Annotated in this window: 18 protein-coding genes; 7 read left to right on the top strand and 11 right to left on the bottom strand. The window is 32.1% G+C overall.

The annotated features are described in order from the left end of the window. The first annotated feature begins 491 nt into the window (after window positions 1-491). A complete protein-coding gene (locus WKH56_RS06660) occupies window positions 492-1,592 on the top strand; it encodes a hypothetical protein (protein WP_342834979.1) in 1,101 nt (366 codons plus the stop codon). A gap of 168 nt (window positions 1,593-1,760) precedes the next feature. Here WKH56_RS06660 and WKH56_RS06655 read toward each other — a convergent pair whose 3' ends face one another. Continuing rightward, window positions 1,761-1,982, bottom strand: a complete 222-nt coding sequence (locus WKH56_RS06655) for a hypothetical protein (RefSeq protein WP_316910573.1) — start codon at window positions 1,980-1,982, stop codon at window positions 1,761-1,763. A gap of 494 nt (window positions 1,983-2,476) precedes the next feature. Here WKH56_RS06655 and WKH56_RS06650 point away from each other — a divergent pair, with 494 nt between their 5' ends. Then, window positions 2,477-4,159: a hypothetical protein gene (locus WKH56_RS06650; RefSeq protein WP_342834978.1), complete on the top strand. Its 1,683-nt coding sequence runs from the start codon at window positions 2,477-2,479 to the stop codon at window positions 4,157-4,159. A gap of 99 nt (window positions 4,160-4,258) precedes the next feature. Here the strand turns inward: WKH56_RS06650 and WKH56_RS06645 are convergent, their stop codons facing one another. From WKH56_RS06645 to WKH56_RS06630, 4 genes are all read right to left on the bottom strand, one after another. Next, a complete protein-coding gene (locus tag WKH56_RS06645; protein ID WP_342834977.1) occupies window positions 4,259-5,026 on the bottom strand; it encodes a TIGR00266 family protein in 768 nt (255 codons plus the stop codon). 168 nt (window positions 5,027-5,194) lie between these two features. Then, complete coding sequence (locus tag WKH56_RS06640) at window positions 5,195-6,541, bottom strand: hypothetical protein (protein ID WP_342834976.1); 1,347 nt, start codon at window positions 6,539-6,541, stop codon at window positions 5,195-5,197. Between the two features lie 80 nt (window positions 6,542-6,621). Next, a complete protein-coding gene (locus WKH56_RS06635; RefSeq protein WP_342834975.1) occupies window positions 6,622-6,858 on the bottom strand; it encodes a hypothetical protein in 237 nt (78 codons plus the stop codon). Between the two features lie 248 nt (window positions 6,859-7,106). After that, entirely contained in the window at window positions 7,107-8,048 is a 942-nt protein-coding gene (locus tag WKH56_RS06630) for a hypothetical protein (RefSeq protein WP_342834974.1), read from the bottom strand. A 315-nt stretch (window positions 8,049-8,363) separates the two neighbouring features. On the opposite strand from WKH56_RS06630, the gene WKH56_RS06625 reads away from it, so the two are divergent. After that, window positions 8,364-8,879 (top strand): cupin domain-containing protein, encoded by a 516-nt coding sequence (locus WKH56_RS06625; RefSeq protein WP_342834973.1) that lies wholly within the window; start codon window positions 8,364-8,366, stop codon window positions 8,877-8,879. A 162-nt stretch (window positions 8,880-9,041) separates the two neighbouring features. Here the strand turns inward: WKH56_RS06625 and WKH56_RS06620 are convergent, their stop codons facing one another. From WKH56_RS06620 to WKH56_RS06600, 5 genes are read right to left on the bottom strand one after another with little or no spacing between them, the layout of a single operon-like run. Continuing rightward, window positions 9,042-13,280: a hypothetical protein gene (locus tag WKH56_RS06620; RefSeq protein WP_342834972.1), complete on the bottom strand. Its 4,239-nt coding sequence runs from the start codon at window positions 13,278-13,280 to the stop codon at window positions 9,042-9,044. 26 nt (window positions 13,281-13,306) lie between these two features. Continuing rightward, the gene (locus tag WKH56_RS06615; protein WP_316910581.1) at window positions 13,307-14,032 is read right to left on the bottom strand and encodes a DUF6063 family protein; all 726 of its coding nucleotides are present in this window, start codon (window positions 14,030-14,032) and stop codon (window positions 13,307-13,309) included. Continuing rightward, window positions 14,022-15,593 (bottom strand): hypothetical protein, encoded by a 1,572-nt coding sequence (locus WKH56_RS06610; protein ID WP_342834971.1) that lies wholly within the window; start codon window positions 15,591-15,593, stop codon window positions 14,022-14,024. Before WKH56_RS06610 ends, WKH56_RS06615 begins: the two co-directional genes overlap by 11 nt. Then, window positions 15,571-16,116, bottom strand: coding sequence for a Wadjet anti-phage system protein JetD domain-containing protein (locus WKH56_RS06605; protein ID WP_342834970.1), 546 nt, complete (start codon window positions 16,114-16,116; stop codon window positions 15,571-15,573). The genes WKH56_RS06610 and WKH56_RS06605 overlap by 23 nt, the downstream gene beginning before the upstream one ends. Before the next feature lie 17 nt (window positions 16,117-16,133). Continuing rightward, window positions 16,134-16,613 (bottom strand): hypothetical protein, encoded by a 480-nt coding sequence (locus WKH56_RS06600; RefSeq protein WP_342834969.1) that lies wholly within the window; start codon window positions 16,611-16,613, stop codon window positions 16,134-16,136. A 291-nt stretch (window positions 16,614-16,904) separates the two neighbouring features. Between WKH56_RS06600 and WKH56_RS06595 the strand changes: the two genes are divergently transcribed. The 3 genes from WKH56_RS06595 (at window position 16,905) to WKH56_RS06585 (ending at window position 20,450) form a co-directional block, all read left to right on the top strand. Beyond that, window positions 16,905-17,537 (top strand): flagellin, encoded by a 633-nt coding sequence (locus WKH56_RS06595; protein ID WP_342834968.1) that lies wholly within the window; start codon window positions 16,905-16,907, stop codon window positions 17,535-17,537. 9 nt (window positions 17,538-17,546) lie between these two features. After that, window positions 17,547-18,272, top strand: coding sequence for a LamG domain-containing protein (locus WKH56_RS06590; RefSeq protein WP_342835593.1), 726 nt, complete (start codon window positions 17,547-17,549; stop codon window positions 18,270-18,272). A gap of 198 nt (window positions 18,273-18,470) precedes the next feature. Next, window positions 18,471-20,450, top strand: a complete 1,980-nt coding sequence (locus tag WKH56_RS06585) for a S8 family serine peptidase (protein ID WP_342834967.1) — start codon at window positions 18,471-18,473, stop codon at window positions 20,448-20,450. 102 nt (window positions 20,451-20,552) lie between these two features. Here the strand turns inward: WKH56_RS06585 and WKH56_RS06580 are convergent, their stop codons facing one another. Next, a complete protein-coding gene (locus WKH56_RS06580; RefSeq protein WP_316910587.1) occupies window positions 20,553-20,876 on the bottom strand; it encodes a hypothetical protein in 324 nt (107 codons plus the stop codon). A 207-nt stretch (window positions 20,877-21,083) separates the two neighbouring features. On the opposite strand from WKH56_RS06580, the gene WKH56_RS06575 reads away from it, so the two are divergent. Beyond that, window positions 21,084-21,416 carry a hypothetical protein gene (locus WKH56_RS06575; RefSeq protein WP_342834966.1) on the top strand — a complete coding sequence of 111 codons (333 nt, stop codon included), beginning with the start codon at window positions 21,084-21,086 and terminating at the stop codon, window positions 21,414-21,416. Window positions 21,417-21,474 lie beyond the last annotated feature (58 nt).

Genomic DNA, 21,474 nt, shown 5'->3' with positions numbered 1-21,474 from the left:
TACTTGCACGCTCTTTTTATGTCTTCGCAAAGACAGAATATATTTTACTTTAGCTATTTATTTTGTTCAGGTTTATGGAGTTCGACAGAACTCCGCTATATGGATTTTAATGGATAAAAAGAAAGGTTTTTGAGCAATATAAAGAGTAATACAAGCATTACCTCTAATGCTCTTTAAAGAGTTTAAAAAGCTATAAACACACTTGAAAAAGAGAAACTTAGAAACAACATTTCCTTTATAGAGAGACTCTTTTACGAGTAGCACATACACCATTATGACTTTATATAATTTCTTGAGCTATGACGGATTCACTCTCTTATTAGAGTTCCCAAAACTATTAGCCGCTAACGAAAACCGCTACTCTCCTCGAACTTACTTAAGGTATTAACCTAACTAGTCAAGAGCACCTAAATGTGCACATATACGAGAACCTTAAAAACATTTTAAAGCATCTGTATATAGAATTGTGCATTACTAACGGAGGACTAAAAATGAAAAAAGTTTTAAGCGAAAAGGAAACCCATTCCCTAATGAAAACATTAACGGAAGAACAACGACATTTCATTTCCAATTACATAGTACAATGCAAAAAATTAAAGTGGTTAGATGTTTTATCTCGAAGTAAAACAGACTTTACCTATAAAAATGCCAATACACCCACAGTTAACATTGAGACAAACGAATGGACTTTAAAAACTATTATAGATGGCGGATATAGAAAAAGACCGTTTAAGTGCGACTGTGGAGCTTCTTTAAGGCATCAATATATCGTTTATAACAACAAGGAAGAAAAAGAATATAAATTTGGAAGTACTTGCTTCGAAGAACATACAAACTTGGATGCCCAGATTGTTAAGGATATAAAAAGAGGCTTTTACCTAATTGATATTGAGTTAGATGAAATCCTTATTAAATATAAGAAAAGGGAATTGTTTAATGTTTCATCTTTCCTTCACCTTAAAGATGACCCTGTCGCTGCAGACTTAATTAAACAAGCAAAATTAAACATCCCTCTCTCTACTAAACAAATAGATGAGCTAAGAAAAGCAGAATTCCACTATAAACACAACAAAAATAAGCAAGAAGCTTATAAAGGATTAAATGAGTTGCAAATAACTTTAATTGAAAAGCTGCCTCTAAAGGAGCAAGTGGAGTTAGTTAAAGATTTAATAAGAAAAGAGTTTCACTATGAAGACTTACCTGACACAGTGGACTCTGCTGAAATACAGCTTTTTGTAAAATTAGGCCTCCCCTTACTTAATAGGCACAGAATAAGGTTTAACACTATTGAATTCTTTTCTCAAACAGAACAAGTAACAAGCGAAGCGGCTACAGAAAATAAACAATTATCTTTTAAAGAAGCCAACGAAATTACTTACGATGTTTTTATGAAACGACACTTACACATATTAAAAAAAGTCAGAGAAAATCAAGATAGGATTTCATTAGACAACGAGAAAATATGGTTAAACATACAAAATAATATTAAGGAATTTAGAGATGGTAAAGAATTTAACCATTCTGCTTTTAAAGGAGATATTAATCACATATTAAAACACCTGGATTTAGGTTTAGAAAATATGTACGGTTAAACATTTGAGGTTTAACCGTATTTTTGCACTCCCCTACCAACTAACAAACGTCCACTTATAAACACATTGTTCCCTTTAAAAGTTTCATTTAGATAAAAACAAAAAACCATTACAAAGGTAACGGTTTAATAAAAAATACTATTTTTTTGTTTCCTCTACTCGTTATTGTTAGATGCTAACTGCTGAAAATTCTTTTACTTTCTCTTCTAAGATCATAACTGTATTATTTTCTAAGTCATTGTTAACGAACGCTACAGCTTCATCAAGAGTAAAAATACCTGCTTCTCTTACATCACTAGTCGATGATAATTTATCCACTTTCCAGTACTGAACATTTGACGATGTAATAGAACCTTTTAAATCAATTAAGTAATATAAACTCTTGTCCATTTCATACTCCCTTTCAAGTCACTAACACTTTAGTTAAATATTTCATTCAACACATTCCTTACTTTACCTTTTTAGCTATAAGTTGTCCAATTAGGAGCTTTTTAATATATGTATTTAGTTTTCGGCCCTATATCTTAATAATTGCTTATAATAGTAAATATAGGTAATTACCTTAATTAATAACCTTTTAAATAGATTACCTAAACTACATAAATAAGGAGAATATAAGATGGCTAAAAAATTACTTGTTACTTTTTGCGCGGCATTATTGGGCGTGATTATCGGTCTTTTGAAATAATAATCTCTAAACAAAGTTTTAATAACGAGCAAAGCCCTAATTTCAAAGGGCTTTTTTAACTATTAATTATAAAAGCTTTTTAAACTTTTGGTTTTAACCCTTCCGTTTTTTAAAACTTTATTTTATATTTTTATCCCTATTTCCCCCTTCCTGTTTATAATCTATCCAAAATATTTAAGGATTGGATGATTTTAAAATGACAACAGAAATTAAGTTAACAACCAGCCTAGTAGGAAATAAAAACGAAAAGATGCAACAAAAACTTAAAGACAAAGGTATTCCCGCTCTTTTAAACGAGGCTGAATTTAATTTTAAAGATAAGCTCAACGAATTAGAAGACAGAGATACACTAGTAGCTATTATTGCTTCTATTAAAGAAGTTATAGAAAGAGACTTCTCTTTACAACAACAAAAGCAACAGTTGAACTACTTTAAGAAGTTGAAGTTTCATACATCTTATACAGCTGAAATGAAACGTTTTAAAGGCGAAAACATTTCTAAAAAGACTTTTTCACGCATTAGAACTCAACTTTATGACCGCCTCTTACCTAAATATCAAGAGCGCATTACTAAAGAGGAACTCGTTATTGTGAAGATAATTATTAAAAACGGTAAACATACTCAAGAGGGTTATTCCGTATTAAACGGTAAATTAAAATCAAATGCCCACCGCGAAAAAGGTTATTATCGCTATTATGATTTGACTACTCTTATGGCCGAAGTAGCAACAGTACAATCACTGTTGAACTTTGCCGCTAAAAACAAACGAACAATACAGTATTTGTTCGTAGAAAAACACTTCGACTCAACAAGTAACCTACTTTCAACACCTGCACAAAAGTCTTTTAAAAACAGAGTATTAAAAGTAGCTAAAAAGTACAATTTCAATGTTAATGACGCTATTGAAAACACTTCTATCGATTCCGTATCTCACATATTTAATGTCGATCTTTTCGCTAATCAAGCAGAAAGAATTACTGAATTTAAAGAAGATGGTATATTGCAATTCGTCAGCAAAGAATTTGTCAGAGAGTTGAGTTATATCCAGTATAAATTTAATGATCAAAGCGTAAAATCAACTAATTATGCTAAAGCATTTGAAACGCTAAGCACACCTACTGTAAAATATGCGAATGAAATGACAGCTAACTTTTTTCTTAAACGATATGGAATAGTTGAAATTGATAAAGACGTTTGCTTAACAGAATTTAAGGATCTTCAAAAGCATTTCTTTAATTTAATGCAAGAAATCCATATCCCGTATAATAAAAGCTACAAGCTTAAAATTAAGAAGCTAGGTAAATATGGAACAGAAGGTGTATTCTTTCCAACTCACAAAACGTTAGTAATTGATTATGAAAATACACACTTTTATTCACGTATATTAGGCAATCAAATTGATAAAATGCTAGCCGATTTATTCAATACAAAAGAGAATTATTATAGTCAAACACTGGAATTTAGACATATTTTAAATAGTTATAAGCGCATTATCTTACAAAATATAAGAACCCTTCCTACCGACAAGGATTCAGTAAAGAAATGGTATAGCGATTCAAAATATAATAAAGACTTTTATTTTAACTCTACTCAAGTATTTGCAAGTTGTTTTGAAATTTATCTATCAAAATTCAATTTGAAAAATCCTTTAGTAAGAGCAAATGAGGAGTTTAGTGAGGAAGTTATCTATACACTTAATTCTAATTTCATAGAATTAATAACACCTTTCTTTGAGCGTATTATGGAGACCTTAAAAGAGAAATTCCCTCCTTCTAATAAGAGGACTTTCTTACGGGAGGTTAGTGATGAAGAGATAAAGTCTAACTACATTTATATTCCAGAGGAAGCACATAGCGATCCGCAGCTATTATTATTTTAATACACTGCTAGTCGTCTATTAATTATATAAACAAAAAGCCGTCATTATATTGACTGGCTTTTCTTTTTAGACAAAATCTTAAATGCTAGTTTTTATTTCTTAGTCAAACAGTTCATTTAGCACCCCTCCATCTGAACCACCTGAATTAAGTGCTGCTGCGTGAATATGACCAGCTAATCTGCTGAATGGCATAGACTGTATCCACACCGTTCCCGGACCTGTTAATGTGGTATTAAAGAGCCCATTACCTGAGAACGCTATTGATTTAATACCCTTTACCATTTCAATGCTATATTCTACGTCTTGTGTCATCGCTACTAGACATCCAGTATCAATTTTTAAAACTTCTCCTGCTTGAAGTTCTCTTTTAACAATTACACCACCAGCGTGTATAAAAGCTGTACCATTTCCTTCAAGCTTTTGTAAAAGCATCGACTCTCCCCCAAAAAATCCAGCTCTTAGCTTCTTAGTTAACTCTGCACTAATTGTTACATCTTTAGTAGCACAAAGAAACGAGTTTCTTTGACAAACAATTTTTTCTCCATACTCGCTTAAATCCAGCGAAAGAATTTTTCCTGGATAGGGAGCTGCAAAAGCTACTTTTTTTAACGCTTCGAGTTCATTAGTGAAAGTTGTAATAAACATACTTTCACCAGATATCATTCTTTTACCCGCACTTAGTAATTTGCTCCCAAACCCCTTTTCTTGGTCAGAAGCATTTCCGAATAAAGTTTCCATCCGGATACCTTCATCCATCATCATAAAACTGCCCGCTTCCGCAATTACAGTTTCATCCTGATTTAAACCCAAAACTACGAATTGTATATCATCACCTACTATTTGGTAATCTATTTCGTGACTTCTCAAAAGAAGAACACCTCCTAAGTTTTAAACCCTTAGAAGATATCTACTTTTAGTTGTTTGTCAAACACAATACCTAAGTTTTAGGCCTAGCATAAGAAACAAAAAAAGCTTTCTAGTCTAAACCAGAAAGCTTTTTTAACATTATTTTTTGTTTCTCTACCATCAATTTAATTAAGGTAGCGACCCTTCATCTTCTAATATAGGTTTTGCTGAGTTATGATCCCATATTGCCCAATCTCCACTTTCCATAATTTTAACTCCTATATTCCTCATATCTGTTTGCACCACTATTTCATTCTCTGCTTTTCTTTGAAACGAAATCATCTCCGAACCTACTACATACGAATACTCAGCAAAAATTTCATCTAGTGCTTGAGAAAATACACTATCGCTTATTGTATGGTTTTCTTTGTTACTATAATCGAATTGAGTCTCATTAAAAAGAACTGCCTTTTCTCCACTGACTTTAACTCCGTTTTCTATAAGTTTATTACCGGTTGCAATATCTGTAATAGCCCATTTTTTCCCATCTTTTGATTTAAATAAAACGTAAATAGTTTTGGTATTAGTTACTACTTTAAAACCATAATCTCCGTCCCTATGAACTTCTTCCACATAGGAGCCTATTAAATCAGGATAAGTTGAAAAAGTCTCATTTAAAACTTCCTTTAAACGTGATTCTCCAATAATGTAACCGTTTGAGTTATCATAATTATATTCTTTTTGAGGCGTCTCTTGTTCCGCAGTAGAAACATCATCATTTGACGCTATGCCACCCTTTTCAGATGATTTACTTTCCCTTTTAGTGTCTTCTTGCGTATTTGGATTAAGTACCCTTGGTTTAACAGTACCATTGGCAGTGTCTGGCGTTTCTTCAGGCTCAATATTCTTATTAGATGTATTTGGCATTTCTTCTACTTCCACCTGATCTGAATCAACTAAATCATATTTATCCCAACGCCCCTTTTGTATTGCATCCATACCACTACTTACAGGTACATCATCTACCATATAGAATTTCCCATTATAATTCGCCACAACAATTACTTTACTAAGTTTATTGTTTACATCTCCCTCATAACTGCAAATCATCCAATATATTTGATGGTTAAAGTTTTCCGCTTCTTCTCTCTTTTCTTTAATCAAGTCACTTGTATCTATAACCATCAAATCTGCCGTTTCTTTAAAATTATATGTTTTCCATTCCTGTATAAAATCTTCTACATACTTATCATCAGGCACTGTATTCCCGCCTTCAGTATGCCTTAAAAGTTCAGCAATCTTCGGGACATTCTCATCATCAATATAAGAAAAAAACATACGTATATCCAAAATAGCCTGTTCACTTAACTCCTGATTATTATCTTTTGTTTTAACTACAGAGCCACTTTCATTTTTTCTTTCATCGGAACCATTTGAAGTATTCTCTTCCTTTGAAACTTCTTCTGAGTTTGAACTACAAGCAGTCACACCTAAGACTAATGCAGAAGCAATTAACATAGAATACATTTTTTTCATAAGTTTCCCCCAGACAGAATAATTGGCTTACTGAACTAATGGTTATATCTTATTTACGAAACATTTTATATAAAACAAAGTCATTTAAACCCGTATTTGGACATTGATTCAGGCCTTATAACTTCAGCTATATCACTATCGGCTACTTCTCCAATAGGACCAATATCGTATAGATATAGCTTTCCATTTTGTTCAATTAACGAAACAAACCAATGTTTCCCCGAATCCACTTCCTCCGGAATCACTCCATCATAAGTACCAATAACAACTTTCCCTTTTACACCATTCTTCATCTGCTCTAATGCCTTGTCAGACATATCATCCATAGAAACAACTTTTAATGATAGCTTATTTTCTAAATCATAACCCTTAAATTCATCAATAACGTCCTGAGCATTTTAGATAGTAGCCGGCTTAAAATTATCTTCCTGAATTAATAGCGGTTGAAGCCCTTGAGCATCATCAGCCTCAATCTTTGCAAATGCAGCTTTCAACACACTTTTTGCATCGTTTCTTTGGACAGCATCATTTTTTTTGGAAGATTCCTTAGTTGACTCATCCTCTTCTATACGTGTAGTACTACCTTTCCATTTCCGGTACCGTCTTCTTCCCAACCGTCACTATGATGGAGGATTTCATTGTTAATGCCCTTAAAAACAGCCCAACTTACTGCTTCTCCGTTATCTTGAAATACTACCTTTATATCCCCTTTATCTGTCTCTACTTTAAAGGATAGATCATCAATTCTTGTTAGGTATTTAATTTCTGTCCCTAGTTCACCAGGATATTTTTTAAACAACATATTCATTAGTTCACCCAACGTACCGTCATCAACATATCCATTGATATTACTATCGCTTGATAAATCTTCATCTGTACTGGCACTCTGATTGCTTCTTGTACTGCTATTTGCTTGTGAAGTTCGCATATTATATTTATCTCTTGCTTCAGGTTTAACATCTTTTAATGACGCCGAATTATTTAGAGGAGTCCATTCCATTAAATAAAATCCTCCATCCTCTTGTTCTTCCAGATAAAAAGCTTTATTAAACTTGTTTCCGCCCTCACCTTTATATTTCATTGCAACCATAACTCTTGTAACCCCGTTACCATTATATAAATCTACTGTTTCTTGGCTCATATCACTTTCTAAAACTGGGGTAAGTGTCGCGTTATGTAAGAAATCATAATCCTTCCATTCTTTAATTAAACTCTTTACCTCTTCTGTATTAGATGAATCAATTTCATTAAAAAAAGCTACCTGTTTAGTAACTTGATCTACACTTCCTTTATCTACACTTTTAAACAATTTAATTAGGGCTTGAGCAGCTTTGTTATCTAATTCTTGCTCTTCTTTACTTGCCTGTTTATGACTAACTACAGTAGCTACTTCATTAGACTTATTAACTTCACCACTTACTTTTGCTTTTTCATCAGTTTGAGAGCTACAAGCGGCCAACGAAATAACAACTGATGTTGCTAGTACTAGCAACATCTTTTTCTTCATAAATTACCCACCTATTCAAGTATTTTGTATCTATATAAGAACATATTACCATCTATACCCACCAAAAACACCTCATAATATTACTTTAGTTGTGTACACCTTCGCATTATACTACCCCCGCCCCTATTTTATAACTCTTTTTTTATTAAATATACCAACAAAACCGAACGAAATAAGCTTAAAGGTTCAACAAATAGATAAATAATGGATTTGAACATAACTTTTTACTTAAATAATTTACACAAAATACTATTTATACATTAATATATAACTGTAAGAAAAATATAGTAGTTTAAGAGGAGAAGAAATATTACAATGACAACGACAAAGAAGGAACTTACTCAACCAATTCTAGGAACTCCAAATGACACAAACACTTATCACTTTATGGATGAAAAAGTGACAATTCTTGTTTCAGGTGAAGATACAAACGGTGAATTTGCTGTCCTAAATATTAAAAAGTTAGCTAACCAATCACCACCACCGCACATTCACAGCAAAGAAAAAGAAGTATTTGATGTTAAACGTGGCACAATTACTTTTTTTGTAGGAAACAATGTAATTAAAGCCAAAGAAGGAGATGTAGTGGTTGCTCCTGCAGGTGTTAAGCATACTTTTGTCACAGGATCAGAGGGAGCTGAATTTAACGTTACAGCTTATCCAGCAGGATTTGATAGCTTTGTTAAGGCAGTAGGTATACCTGTTAAAGCAGACGCTCCTATGCCTAAGTTAGAGCCAATTACAGAGGAACAAATGATTGGCCTAATCACTGCAGCTAAACCATTCGGAATTTCATTTCCAGACATTGAAAAAGAAATGTCTAAAAATTAATATTTAAACTAAAAAGCCCCGTTCCGTAAGGATACGAGGCTTTTCTTTTATCGTGTTTTTGAATAATAGAACGTTTCTAAATCAAGAGAATCTTTTGTTCTGCTTTCCGAATGCAAAACTAAGATACCTCTTTGGCCAATGTACTTATTGCTAATTACAGTATCAAATTCCATTTAAATTTTTTTTGTCTTCAATTCCTGTTAAGCAGAATAACTGAGTATTCGATTTTTTAGCCAGTGTAATCATCGGCTTTACAACGTGATCCGCACTTGCTTCTCCAAAAGGATTGTCTGCAATTAAAAATTTCCAAGAGTTCTCTTGTGAGAATCGTTTCTTCCTAACGAGACTGTTAATTGTAATAAACATCGCCATACGTGAAGCGTGTTTTTCTCCGTTACTCCATCCCGATACTTCATCCCAAAGGAAGTACTCTTTATTTTCTGCAATTTGTTCATTACGAGGTTTAAGAGCTTTTAATATACAGCGATCTATTTCCGCATAACAATTTAAAATACTTATTATATTTACCTTTTCTTCAAACCTTCGCTCCAAATTATCTTTTGTTTCACCACTGTTTTGAAGCTCTACTAATTCCTCAAGCAACTGGTCTACATACTCTCTTAATCTGTTCTTCGCATCTAGTACATCGTTTTTTTCCCATCTAATTGTGAATAAAGGAACAACTTCTCCCTTTTCTTCAATTTCCGAATACTTTTTTAATTCACAGATGTTTTTGTATAGAAGTTCAGCACGATCATACATCATTTCAATTAGCTCATTGCGCCCTTCTTCTGATTGAGACCTTTGAAACTCTATACTCTCTTTAAACGCATCAGTTGCCTCTAATACAGAGTAAAAATTCTTAATCATTTCATCATAGTTACCGCGACTTGATTCAAGGACATTAGCAAAGTTATGACTCATACCTATTAAATAAGTATTGCCTGTTTTCTCAATGTCTTCTCTTAGCTTCTCTATTTTATTTTTAATAATATTATCTTTTTCTCTTAACTGATTCCTTGTTCTCTCAAACGTTTTTCTGATTGAATTAAAACTGATAAATGGTTTTGTCATATCCCACTGATCATCTTCAAGATACAAGCTATCCTCTGCTAAAGTTAAAAAATATTCTTTAAAGGATTCTAATTGGGTAATTGTGTTCTCAAATTGAATTTCCTTATTATCAATATCTACTTTTTTCAAATGAATTGCGTTCTCTTCTTCATTTGTAGCAGCTTTTTGATTCTTAAAATATTGAACTTCTTCTTTATGATCTGTAGAAAACTCAAAATGGTTTTTATTATACGTATCAAAAATACGATCTACAATACCTTCAAACACCGTCTTTTTACTGATATGATTGTGCTTCGCTTTTTCATATCTTTTTTTAATTTGCTGATTTTCTTCTTCTAAAGAATTTAATTCTTCTTGAAGTTGACCTAATAAACTTTTATCATACGAGACCAAATTACTCTCAAAAAAAGTTATTTCAAAACCATTCTCCTTTATTAAAAGAACTTCTTTTTCTGTCAACTTTTGATACTCATTTTTACGATTACGAATTTCATTTAATTGATTTTGTTCGGCAGAGAAACCATTAATAAGCTTTTTAAAATACAATTTATTTTTTTCGTATTGCTCTTTATTTGTTGATTGAATAGTGACATTGCTAATGAAATGATACTCATCAAAATCCCTAGTGATACCTTCTAATTCACTACCTAGCTTATTAAAATGTTGTTCACTTTTCTCCTTCTCTAATTCCAAATTCAAGATTTCATCTTGCGCATTTTGTTCATCTTGTGCCAACTTTTCAATTTTTATTTGTAATTGTTTTAGTAATTTTGCTTCTTCTTCAATGTTTTCATAACGCTGGGCAAAATCATTTAATTTAAAAATAAAATTGTTAAGATTTCCAATTTCTTCTCTAATAGAGTTTACTTTTAAATTCATTTTCTCTTTTTTCTCTAAAAACTCACTTCTCTTGTTTTCTAAATTGACTTTATTCGATTCTACGATTTCCAATTCCTTTTGTAACTCTTTTACACTGTTTGAAAAATTGGCACGAGAATCCGAATTATAATGCTCCCAAAAATTTTCTAACTTCATCTCAAATGTCTGATAACGTTTCAACTTATCTTTTAACTCCACACGTTTTAGTTCACAAGCTTCCATTTCTGTATCCAATTGATTAGCCCATTCTTCCCAATCAGACTCAGTTAGACGAACGTTAAAATTATGATAGAGATGTATGTTATTATCCAAGTGAATAAAGCCACTTTTTTCATTAGGAATTTCTAATTTTTGTTTATTTAAAAAGAAGACAGGAATTGTTAATTCTTCTTTAAAGCTTGATAAAACTCTTGAAGCTTCATTAATTTCATTCTCATTTAACAACAATGAGAATGTAAGCAATGGATTTTTACTAATTATCTCTTTCTTTTTCTTTTCAGAAAGTGTCGAATTTATTAACCACTCCGCACCCGACATTACATATATACTCTTCTTACTCAAATACTGTTTAACCAATTCTATTTCTGGATGAATATGATAACCTGTTTGTTCAACTGACTTCCTTAAAGTTTTTCGATGCTCGTATTTTGTTGCTTCTTTAATTATTTCTTGTTCAAAATCATTTTTCATTCTGTCTAACTTACTAATAACTAGCTCTTTATTTTCAAATAAATTATCGTGAATAAGTATAGACAAATACTTACTTACATCGTTTTTTAATTCTATTTCTTGATTACTAAACTTCTCAAACTTTTCTTCCGTTTCTCTTAACTCTCTCTGTAAACCTTGGCTTTGACTAATACTTGTATGTTCATCGCTGTTTACTTGCATTAATTTTTGTTCAACGTTCTCAATTTCCAATTGACTTGCTACAATTAAAGTATCTAATTTAGAAAACTCTTCAGAAAGAGCTTTCTTAGTTGTTAGTACTTCATTTTTCCATCGGTCTTTCAAAAGGACTTTTATATTTAATAATTCCCTATCAAATGATGATATATGAGAAACCAATTGACCTTTCTCTACTTGAACTGCAGTCACTTTATTTTGAATATCTTTTAATTTATTTTTTACTACTTTTAAATTTTGAACCTTTTCTCCTGTCAAACCTTGATAGTATTTCCGTTTCTGGTTTAAGTCATTTTTTATAAAAGCGAATTCTCCAGATACTTTTTCGCGGAGGTTCTCCAAAACCTTTGTTCTTTCTCCAGCTTCTAGCTCTGCAACTTTTAGATTAGCTTCCATTTCATAGAATTTAGTTTGATAATTTTTATATTCCTCATAATGTCTTGCCGCTTTCAGCTCAGAAATTCTATTTTGCAAATAACTAATCTGCTTTTTCATTTCAAAATCCTGTTTCTCCATACTTTTTAAGTGGTTTATAGCATCACCTAAGCTAATTTCTGCTAGCTTCACTTGGTGAGAATCTATCTTCCAGTCCAGATCCAGTTTCTTTTCCTGAATAATTCCAATCTCTGCCTTAATCTCTTCTAACAAAACCTTATTATTTTGAGATGTTGATACTATCGTATTGTATAGTTGCGACATATACACCTGGGCATCTTCTAGGTCCTGTTTCACATCAATATATGCCTTTGTTGCATCTATAATTTGATCCGCGTGCAGACCGGCCACCTTGAAATCTTCTAAATTCTTTTGTAGTATAGGTAATTCTAACAATCGATCCTTGTATGTTTTAAATGCATTTGTAATAGAATTTTTTTCAGCTTCACTTGAAAAAAGATTGTCTAAAAAAGCAGGTATAAGCAACCTTTCAATAAGCGTTTCTGTTTTATCCGCTTTATCAAAAAAGGGTGTAACCCCAGCTTCTTCTCCATTAATTTTAGCTATATTTTTCCATTCAGAAACAAGTATACCGTATTGTTCTAGAGCATCCTGATATGTATAATTATTTGAAAAAACCTGAATATCAACTTTTTGCTTTAAAAGTTTTTTTAAATTACTAAATGTAGTAAATTGATCACCCGTTACAAAAGGAAGGGTTTTAATTTTGTAAGAATCATCCGAATCGTATTCTGCTATGTAGGAGTAATAATCGTATGTCTTGTTTAAATTACCTTGTTTTACTCCGTAGTTATGAAAGCTAAACCCTGTAACAAATAAAGGCTTATCTTCTGTATCCGGAAGCCACTCAACAGCAACGTTAATTGAACTTCCTTTTCCAACAGTCTTTTTTAACGGTCTTTCCTTAATACTGTAATTGGGTAAAACAACTTGAAGTAACAATTGAATAATACTTGTTTTACCGCCTCCATTTTCCAACAAGAATACTGTATTTAGACCATTTGGCTCCCAAATTTTATCTCCTAAGACCTTCATTCCTCCGTCCATTCTGATGTTTGAAACTCTGATGCGGTTCACTCTGGGCATTTTCTTTTTCTCCTTTACGCCAATCCTTATTTTACTTTATTTAATAATTCTTTAATTTGATTAATTCTTTCTTCGTGATGATAGAACTGGCCGGCCATCTGTTTCATTTTCTCAGTTAAAACAATTTCATCATCGTTTCTTATAATAAGAAGTTTTTCATTTTCCCAAAAACTTAATGCCTTTAAGACAAATCCATAATCTCTTTTTGTTGCTTTTTTATAGTCTTTAACGTCTTCCGTCATTTTCCCAAGACTTTCCCATACTCCTACAAGTCCTTCTAAGTCCATTTCATACTCAACGGACAAATCAAATAATTCTTCATCATTCAATTGCTTAAACTGATTTATGTACTCATTTACTTTTCTCAATATCATTTCTACTTTTACATATGTTCGGGATTCATTTGTTAATTGAAATTGCTCCCCATAAAACTCACTAATGACATTTAACCAGATAAATTGAACAGTATATAACTCTTTGTTAGAATTTAATTTCATTAAATTGCGCAACTCTTCGTTTGTGTAACTAAATATGTCATTGTCAATGTCCGGCATTAAATATATTGTTTCATCGACATTGAACACACGAACTTTAGCTATTGGTAAAATAATGTTTTGAAAAATGTCACGAACTCTTGGAGAAAAATAAAAACGATATGTCTCAGTATCTTCTCTCTTTTCAATTTTCCCTTTCCCCAACAATTTATGGTAAAGAGTAAAAGCTTCCTTCATTTCACTTTCTTCATAATTCATTTGATTTTTCTTTCCTTTCAATAATGTAGTCCGTCATACTTACTTCATTACTAAGTTTGAAAGATCTTTCAGTAGAAATCATTTCAAAACCTCCAATATCTTCAAACTCACCTTCTTCTCTAACCAAAGCAGCCAACATTTGAACTTCATCTGTATCGTTTATTACTTCACTTGGTCGAAGGTATTCAAAATCTTTATATATACTTCTGTGAATTTTTACACTAACGTTAAGAAAGTGCTGCAATAACCTCTTTTCTAAGTCATCATATCGATTAGGTTCTTGTTCCCTTAGTTCCTTCAATGCCTCTGAGATAAAATATCGCTTGCTTTTTAGTAGAGGTTTTAACATTATTCTTAGTGACTCAAGCTCATTCTTAAATATTTCATCTTTTTCTTGTTCTAAAATTTCCCTACGTAATGCCAACGACAATTCATCAATTTCTATGTTAAATTGTTCATCTTCACTCTTCTTCTTTTTTACATACTGAGGATTAAAAGCTAAATACGGATTATAAACTTTTGTTTTCTTCAAAGGCATTAGCGGCTTCAAGATATTGTGCGCCTTTTCTTGATTAATTTTCTTTTCAATCCAAGATTGTAGAATTTCTTGTTCGAAATTCAGATTTTTACTAAACGCATTTTCTATTAATAGTTGAAAAGAGTTAGTAAGAGTTTTTAATAACTCAAATTTTTTAGTGAACAATATTTCGTGTTTTACCACACAGGATGTTAATTCTCTTTCAATTCTTAACACTTGATCGTATGCCCTTTGCTCTTTTCTGCTTAAATTACCCGCAATATATCCTGCTTTTACATTATCAATAGTTACTCTCAGGTCACTTAACTGCTTCTTCTCTTGTTTTGTCTGTTCAGCAGAATCGCGATATTTCTTTTCCAGTTTATTACGTTTAAAAATTGTTAATGCATTTGCACGAATGTCACTATCATACTTTAAAATTGTGTTGATCTGAGTTTGTATCTGCAATTTCAACTCTTCAACAGCTGATAAAGCCCGAGTAAAAGCACCTTTTTTTAACTGCTGCTTAAAATATAGCATCGTAACACTGATTTGCATCTCCACAAACATCTCTTTTGTCTTAAATAGCATTTCAATACCTTGTTGCGATAGCTTTAAGTACAAATTCTTCTCTTTTAAATTTTTTACTTCAAAGTCATCATAGGTTAACAACTCAAACGAATATACCTTCATATCACCAGTCGCTAAATCCTTATATTGATAAAAAAACTTTTGCCCTCCATTGCGCAACTTATCATCAATTAGATACACGCGTAAATCATCAACTTCTTCGGTGCTTAACTGCATATTATATCTTTCCCTAAGCAATGTTCGTAAGAAAGAATTAATATGCTCAGGTGAAATTTTCCCTTCTCCAACTAGCATCTTATTTAGCATAAATAGCAAAACCGCTATTCCAACTTCCATCATATCTATTTCTTTATACTTAGGGTGTTTACTGTTTGATAATTGAAAAATAGGTTGAAATAACATAATGTTTTTATATCGTTCTGAAAAACCCTCAAATAGCTTCGTTATATCCATCAGACAATCTCCTTAGTAACTCTATGTTTAGTGCTTCTTGTGGTAAATAATTTCTTTTTTCCAAAAAGGGAATTACTTGATTGGTCCAAGAATTATCGAAATAACTAAAAAAATTCGAGATCGCTTCCGTATTCCAACTTTGATTCTTCCATTTCTTTTTGTTGTGTTTACATTCCCATAGTTCCTTATAAAACATAGTAAAAGGCAACAAGTCTCTTTCTGTTCTTTCGTTAGCACGGTTATAAATAGCAATTCCTTCTGGATCCAAATCGCCAAAATAATAAATGGGTACGTTTTTCTCTATTCCTATTTCTTCTATGTATTGAATACTTTTAGTGATTTTATTACCTTCCCCGTAAATTAAAATTGAAATATTAATACCATTCCAGACTCTAACATTATCCTGTAAAAGTTTTTTTAAACTAAAAAACGTATCTTTATTTTCTATTATTAATATATTTTCAATAGATTCGTTCGGTCTTTGAAAATAAAAGAAAGGCTCAAATGTCTGGTAGCAATACAAGTCATCAAAAGAAAATCCTATTGCAGTGATCTACCCTCTTTAGAAGCTAAATATTTTTCGTCCCCAAATAATTCATAAGATCTTTCATTTAAACTTATATAGTTAAATATGCTGCCACCACTTAAAAACTCACTTATCTGTTGAATATATGGCAAATCTGTCTTTAACTTTTCATTCTCTTTAAAATAAAAAGTTGTATTAATTCTAGGGTTTATTTTCGCTAATAACAGTGTTATTAACTTTTCATCTACTTTTTCTACCTCTTGTACTATTTGATATTTGTTGTACAAAGAAGAGTTCGAAGAATACATTTTAGAACTTTTAATTTTTTTGATAATATTTTCGTCTTCTAAACTTAAAATTATCTGAGCAAAATCATTATAAAAAAAAGGACCTCTTTTTTCTCCTAACTTATTTTTAATTTCACATTCTAAGTCAGACAGTAAAAACCTTTTGGTTTTTCTACTTTTTAAAACTTCCAGCACTAAATCTTTCATTTTTATGTTATACCGCCCTTAATAATTTTTCTCTTACTTACTATAATAAAAACATTTATATTTTTCAACGAAAAAAAATTTAAAGAAAAAAACATAAAAGAGTAATTATAATATTCAGAATTTATTGTTTGTATCTTTTCTTTTATAATTTTGTTTAGGTCTCACATTCCTTTATGTTTTTTACTTATTTCAACCAACCTTTTAAAAACTAAGTATATTCATCTTCAGAAAATCGAGTCACAGCTATTTTAAACAAAATATTTTTTTATCTTTACAAGGAGGTTGAAAATTTTGTTTTACATTAACAACTACATACCATATAGCTCTAGTCAAAGCCAACGCCTTATTGACCAAGCGAAAAAAAGGCTCAACACTGGTTTAAAAATAAATTCATCTAGCGAAAATGCCACTGGTTTAGCGGTATCGAACAGGCTAACATCTAAAATTAATGAATTAAAAATTAAGCTAGATGGAATTGACCACTCCATATCTAAGTACTCCACTAAAAGCAACGCTTTAACTACTACAGATGGTATTCTACGCCAAATAAAAGATTTAATTAACCAAAGTAATAGCACTACTGACTCTGGTATTAAGACATCTATCCAAACTCAAATTAACAACTTATTAAAGAATGTTGATGACATTGGCAACAATACTACTTTTGAAGGTGAAAAATTATTTACTGAGGGTGTTCTAACCTTTGATAAATCAAGTGGATCTACAGGAGGAGTTGTCGGTATCCCTTCATCACAAAATTTAAAGTTAGATAAAAATTTAACGATTGAAATGGATTACTTTTTAGACGAAAACACAACAGAATATGCGATGCACCTTCTTAACAGTTGGGGAGACAGTGGCACTTCAACCGCTAACTTTGTATTATATCTTTTTGGTACTGACAATGGGATTAATCCTAGCTGAGCAGGAACTATTCAACTTTACGGCAATGCTGATGGAACTTTCCAAAAAACAAGCGATTCTACAAAGCTTAGTACCGGTCAATGGTACCATATTGCTGTAGAATACGATTACCAAAAAGGAGGTCAGTTGTATATAGATGGTGACGCTGTAGGGACAAGAGTTGGTAGCGGCTTATTAACAACAAATGATGATGATTTATTTTTATACTCACCCGAAGCTTCTATGGATAACGTAAGGATTTACAACCGTTCACTTAGTCAATCTGAAATAAGCAACAATATGAATGGGCAAGTTACAAATGATGGATTAGTAGGTGAATGGTTATTTGATGACCCGTCCACTTCCTCTACCTTTGCGGACACAAGCGGTAACAATAACAATGCCATAAAACATTTAATGACGGGCTCCTCTTTAAACTTAACCGATTTCTTAAAGATAACTAATTTAAATGCACAAGATCCAAATGCACTTAAGAATATCGAGAGAGCTATTTCACTAAATTCAAATGAACAAGCAAAGGTTCAAATAGATATGGATGTGTTAAATACAGAAAGTTCATACTGGAATAAGAACCTTAAAAATTATCAAACCGCATATTCTAGAATAATGACGAACGATGAAGCCCAGACATCAAGTTTATTAGCACAGGAGCAACTAAAGCAACAGCACTATTCCGAAGTTCTCCAACGGCAAAAAACTCAGTCTCAAACTCTTTACTCTATTTTGTTTGGTTAATTTGGTAAAGATTAAATATGGATTAATTTATGAAACGACTGCTTAAAAGCCCCCTACCATCTAGTTCAGGGGCTTTTTATAATGCCTGGAATTAAAATATGATACCTTTATAAAAACTTTATCTCAATTCATATTGACTTTTCTTGAAAAATTACTATTTTTATTTAAAATAATTAATTTTTCCGAGGAGGCGTTGCTATGAATTTTATAGATAAACAGAGGATATACAGAGCGATTTTAAGCACTTTAACTGCTACCCTTTTTCTCCCTATTGCCGTTGACCACATCCACGCAGAAGCTATATCCCAAGCAAAGACTATTGAAAAGCCTGATATAGGAGAACAAAGAGTCATCGTGACATACAAAAGTAACATTAGTAAAAACGCTAAAGATCAAATCGAAAACACTGGGGATGTACAACAGTCTTTCAAACACGTTAATGCTGTTTCTTTAGAAGTTTCAGATACTGAAATGAAGGCCTTAGAAAGCAACCCGAACGTCACCGCAGTAGAAAATGATGACATTGTTAAAATTAAGGAAACAAGTTCTCAAATTATCCCTTATGGAATTAACGCTCTTAATGGCATAAAATCTTGGGAATCTGGATTAACAGGAAAAGGAGTTAAAGTTGCTATTATTGACTCAGGAGCCGCTATACACAACGATCTTAATATTGCAGGCGGTAAATCCTTTGTATTTTACACAACGTCTTACCTTGACGATAACGGTCACGGCACACACGTAGCTGGGATTGTAGGCGCTAAAAATAATTCTTTCGGTGTTGTTGGTATTGCCCCTGATAGTGACATATATGCTTTAAAAGCACTGGACAGTATGGGTAACGGATATAATTCAAATATTATTAAAGCAATAGATTGGTCAATTGAAAACCATATGGATATTATTAATATGAGTTTAGGAGGTTCTAGTGAATCTTATGCTTTCCAACAAGCAATCGACAAAGCTTACAATAGTGGAATTTTAGTTGTAGCCGCTGCTGGTAATGATGGAGCACCAGTAGAATATCCAGCTAAATATAACCACGCTATTGCTGTTTCTGCAACCGATACTTCTAATAACCTAGCTTCCTTTTCGAATAGAGGACCAGAAATTGAAGTTGCCGCACCAGGAGTTAACGTTATTAGCACTTATAAAGGCAACACATACGCATCTATGGATGGCACTTCAATGGCCACTCCTTATGTAGCAGGCGTATTAGCTCTATATAAACAAGAGTATCCTAGTGCTACTCCAGATGAAATTAGAAATATGGTGCATCAAAACGCAATCGATTTAGGACCAGTAGGCCGGGATTCAAGCTATGGCTACGGCTTAGTTCAAGCACCCATTATGGATAGTATTTCTTTACTTGCCGCACCTACAAATTTTTATGCGTCAAAAGTAACTTCTTACACAACCGCTCTTTCCTGGGACCCTTCTTCTGACGCTACTTCATATAGGTTAACTCGAAATGGTGTAACGATTTACGAAGGCACAAACACAACTTATAATAATACTACTTTAACGCCACACACTTATTATCAATACAAATTGTATGCTGTTAAAAACCACATACAATCAGCTACACCAGCAACTACTGCAATTATAAGCTATCCCCTAACACCTTCTTCACCCGTAAATTTTAAAACAACTAGTGTGACCGGAAATTCTGTTACCTTAAATTGGAGTAACTCAGATTACGCTACATTCTATGAGTTAAAGAGAAATGGCATAACAATCTACAAAGGAAACAGTTTAAACTATACAGATACGACCGTAAAACCTAATACTAGTTATCAATATCAAGTAATTGCCGGTAACTACGGTAGCAGCAGCGCCCCCTCACAGTTTAATATCACCACTGCACAAACTACACCTTTAAACGCTTACACATTTTCTACATATAGCTCATACAAAAAAGGTTCTTCTGTTTTAATAGGTGTCTACTCAAGATATAACGGCAACATCCCTGTGCCTTGGGCAAGGTTTGATATCGTTGTAAAAAGTCCTAGCGGCATAGTTTATAAAAATACTCATTACACAAATCAAAATGGAGTATACACAATCAGTGTGCCTACTTCTTGGAAGAGTCCAAGCGGTAAATATACTATTAGTGTACTAATGAGTAAAACAGGTTATTTAGTTACTTCTAAAACAGCATCTTTCTATGTAAATTAAATCTTGTAACTGCATAAGTAAGTTTTGAAACAAAAAAAGCTGAGTAACATCAGCTTTTTTTAATCACTCAACTTATATATGTCAGCTTAATATAAGCTACCATCAGCCCTTTAGTAACATTAGTTTTTGAAGCAACTTGTTATTATCTAATTTCATTATATCTTCCGTAACTTGAGACTTTAATTCGTCTAATTCAATACCATTTAAGGTTTCGGGTACTTTCAATTCCCTTCTAGATTTAAAGGAAATTTCATTATCATTTAATGAGTCGTAATCTATTTCACTAATTCGCAAACCTACATTTTTATCGGTTACTTTCTTTTTGCTTGCTTTTAACATCTCAAAATAATTCTCTACTTTTCCTATATGCTGTTTTTTATGAATCTTTTCTTGATATTGCTGAAACTCAATATTATCTGAATACATAAATGTCACCACCCAGTCATATATAATTGTTCACCGTATACATATGACGTTTTTAAAAGTCAAGATTTCCGTAGTTTTTATACAGCTGGTTGCCTTTAGCTTTAAAACTACCTTTTTAAAATGAAGGATTTTTTTATATCCAATTTCCCTAATTAAGTATAAAATAGAATTCGAGTAATAAATTAACAATTCGAATTGAGGTAAGATATGAAAAAGTCTTTATTTTGTTTTTGTATGTCTCTTATTATATTTAGCGGTTGCAGCAAGGATCTACCTACTTATAAGTTAGAAAAAAATGCAGACAGCATTACCATTAACGGCAGTGAGTATGCTGTCCATAAGCTAAAATATAAGAACCAATTATATTTATCTGAAGGCGAACAAGAAGTCACACCAGATAAATACGATAACTTAAAATTAGGAAAGCAAATCGGAAAAACAAAGGACGATTTGGAAATATATAAAGTAAAAGGCGATGACCAGCGAATTGCATTAAAAGGCTTTATGTTTCCTGTAACGTTTTTTAAACATAAAAATTAAACCATCAAAAAACTCACTTGCAAATAGCTATATTTACAAGTGAGTTCGTTATCAAAAA

This window comes from Priestia sp. SB1, assembly GCF_038898415.1.
The sequence above is the reverse complement of the archived record's forward strand: the minus strand, read 5'-3'. Positions and strand labels throughout refer to the sequence as shown.

What these genes read in the sequence shown, in the direction of transcription:
- WKH56_RS06660 (WP_342834979.1), top strand. Translation starts at nt 492, where the DNA reads ATGAAAAAAGTTTTAAGCGAAAAGGAAACCCATTCCCTAATGAAAACA.
- WKH56_RS06655 (WP_316910573.1), bottom strand. Translation starts at nt 1,982, where the DNA reads ATGGACAAGAGTTTATATTACTTAATTGATTTAAAAGGTTCTATTACA.
- WKH56_RS06650 (WP_342834978.1), top strand. Translation starts at nt 2,477, where the DNA reads ATGACAACAGAAATTAAGTTAACAACCAGCCTAGTAGGAAATAAAAAC.
- WKH56_RS06640 (WP_342834976.1), bottom strand. Translation starts at nt 6,541, where the DNA reads ATGAAAAAAATGTATTCTATGTTAATTGCTTCTGCATTAGTCTTAGGT.
- WKH56_RS06635 (WP_342834975.1), bottom strand. Translation starts at nt 6,858, where the DNA reads ATGTCTGACAAGGCATTAGAGCAGATGAAGAATGGTGTAAAAGGGAAA.
- WKH56_RS06630 (WP_342834974.1), bottom strand. Translation starts at nt 8,048, where the DNA reads ATGAAGAAAAAGATGTTGCTAGTACTAGCAACATCAGTTGTTATTTCG.
- WKH56_RS06625 (WP_342834973.1), top strand. Translation starts at nt 8,364, where the DNA reads ATGACAACGACAAAGAAGGAACTTACTCAACCAATTCTAGGAACTCCA.
- WKH56_RS06620 (WP_342834972.1), bottom strand. Translation starts at nt 13,280, where the DNA reads ATGCCCAGAGTGAACCGCATCAGAGTTTCAAACATCAGAATGGACGGA.
- WKH56_RS06615 (WP_316910581.1), bottom strand. Translation starts at nt 14,032, where the DNA reads ATGAATTATGAAGAAAGTGAAATGAAGGAAGCTTTTACTCTTTACCAT.
- WKH56_RS06610 (WP_342834971.1), bottom strand. Translation starts at nt 15,593, where the DNA reads ATGGATATAACGAAGCTATTTGAGGGTTTTTCAGAACGATATAAAAAC.
- WKH56_RS06600 (WP_342834969.1), bottom strand. Translation starts at nt 16,613, where the DNA reads ATGAAAGATTTAGTGCTGGAAGTTTTAAAAAGTAGAAAAACCAAAAGG.
- WKH56_RS06585 (WP_342834967.1), top strand. Translation starts at nt 18,471, where the DNA reads ATGAATTTTATAGATAAACAGAGGATATACAGAGCGATTTTAAGCACT.
- WKH56_RS06580 (WP_316910587.1), bottom strand. Translation starts at nt 20,876, where the DNA reads ATGTATTCAGATAATATTGAGTTTCAGCAATATCAAGAAAAGATTCAT.
- WKH56_RS06575 (WP_342834966.1), top strand. Translation starts at nt 21,084, where the DNA reads ATGAAAAAGTCTTTATTTTGTTTTTGTATGTCTCTTATTATATTTAGC.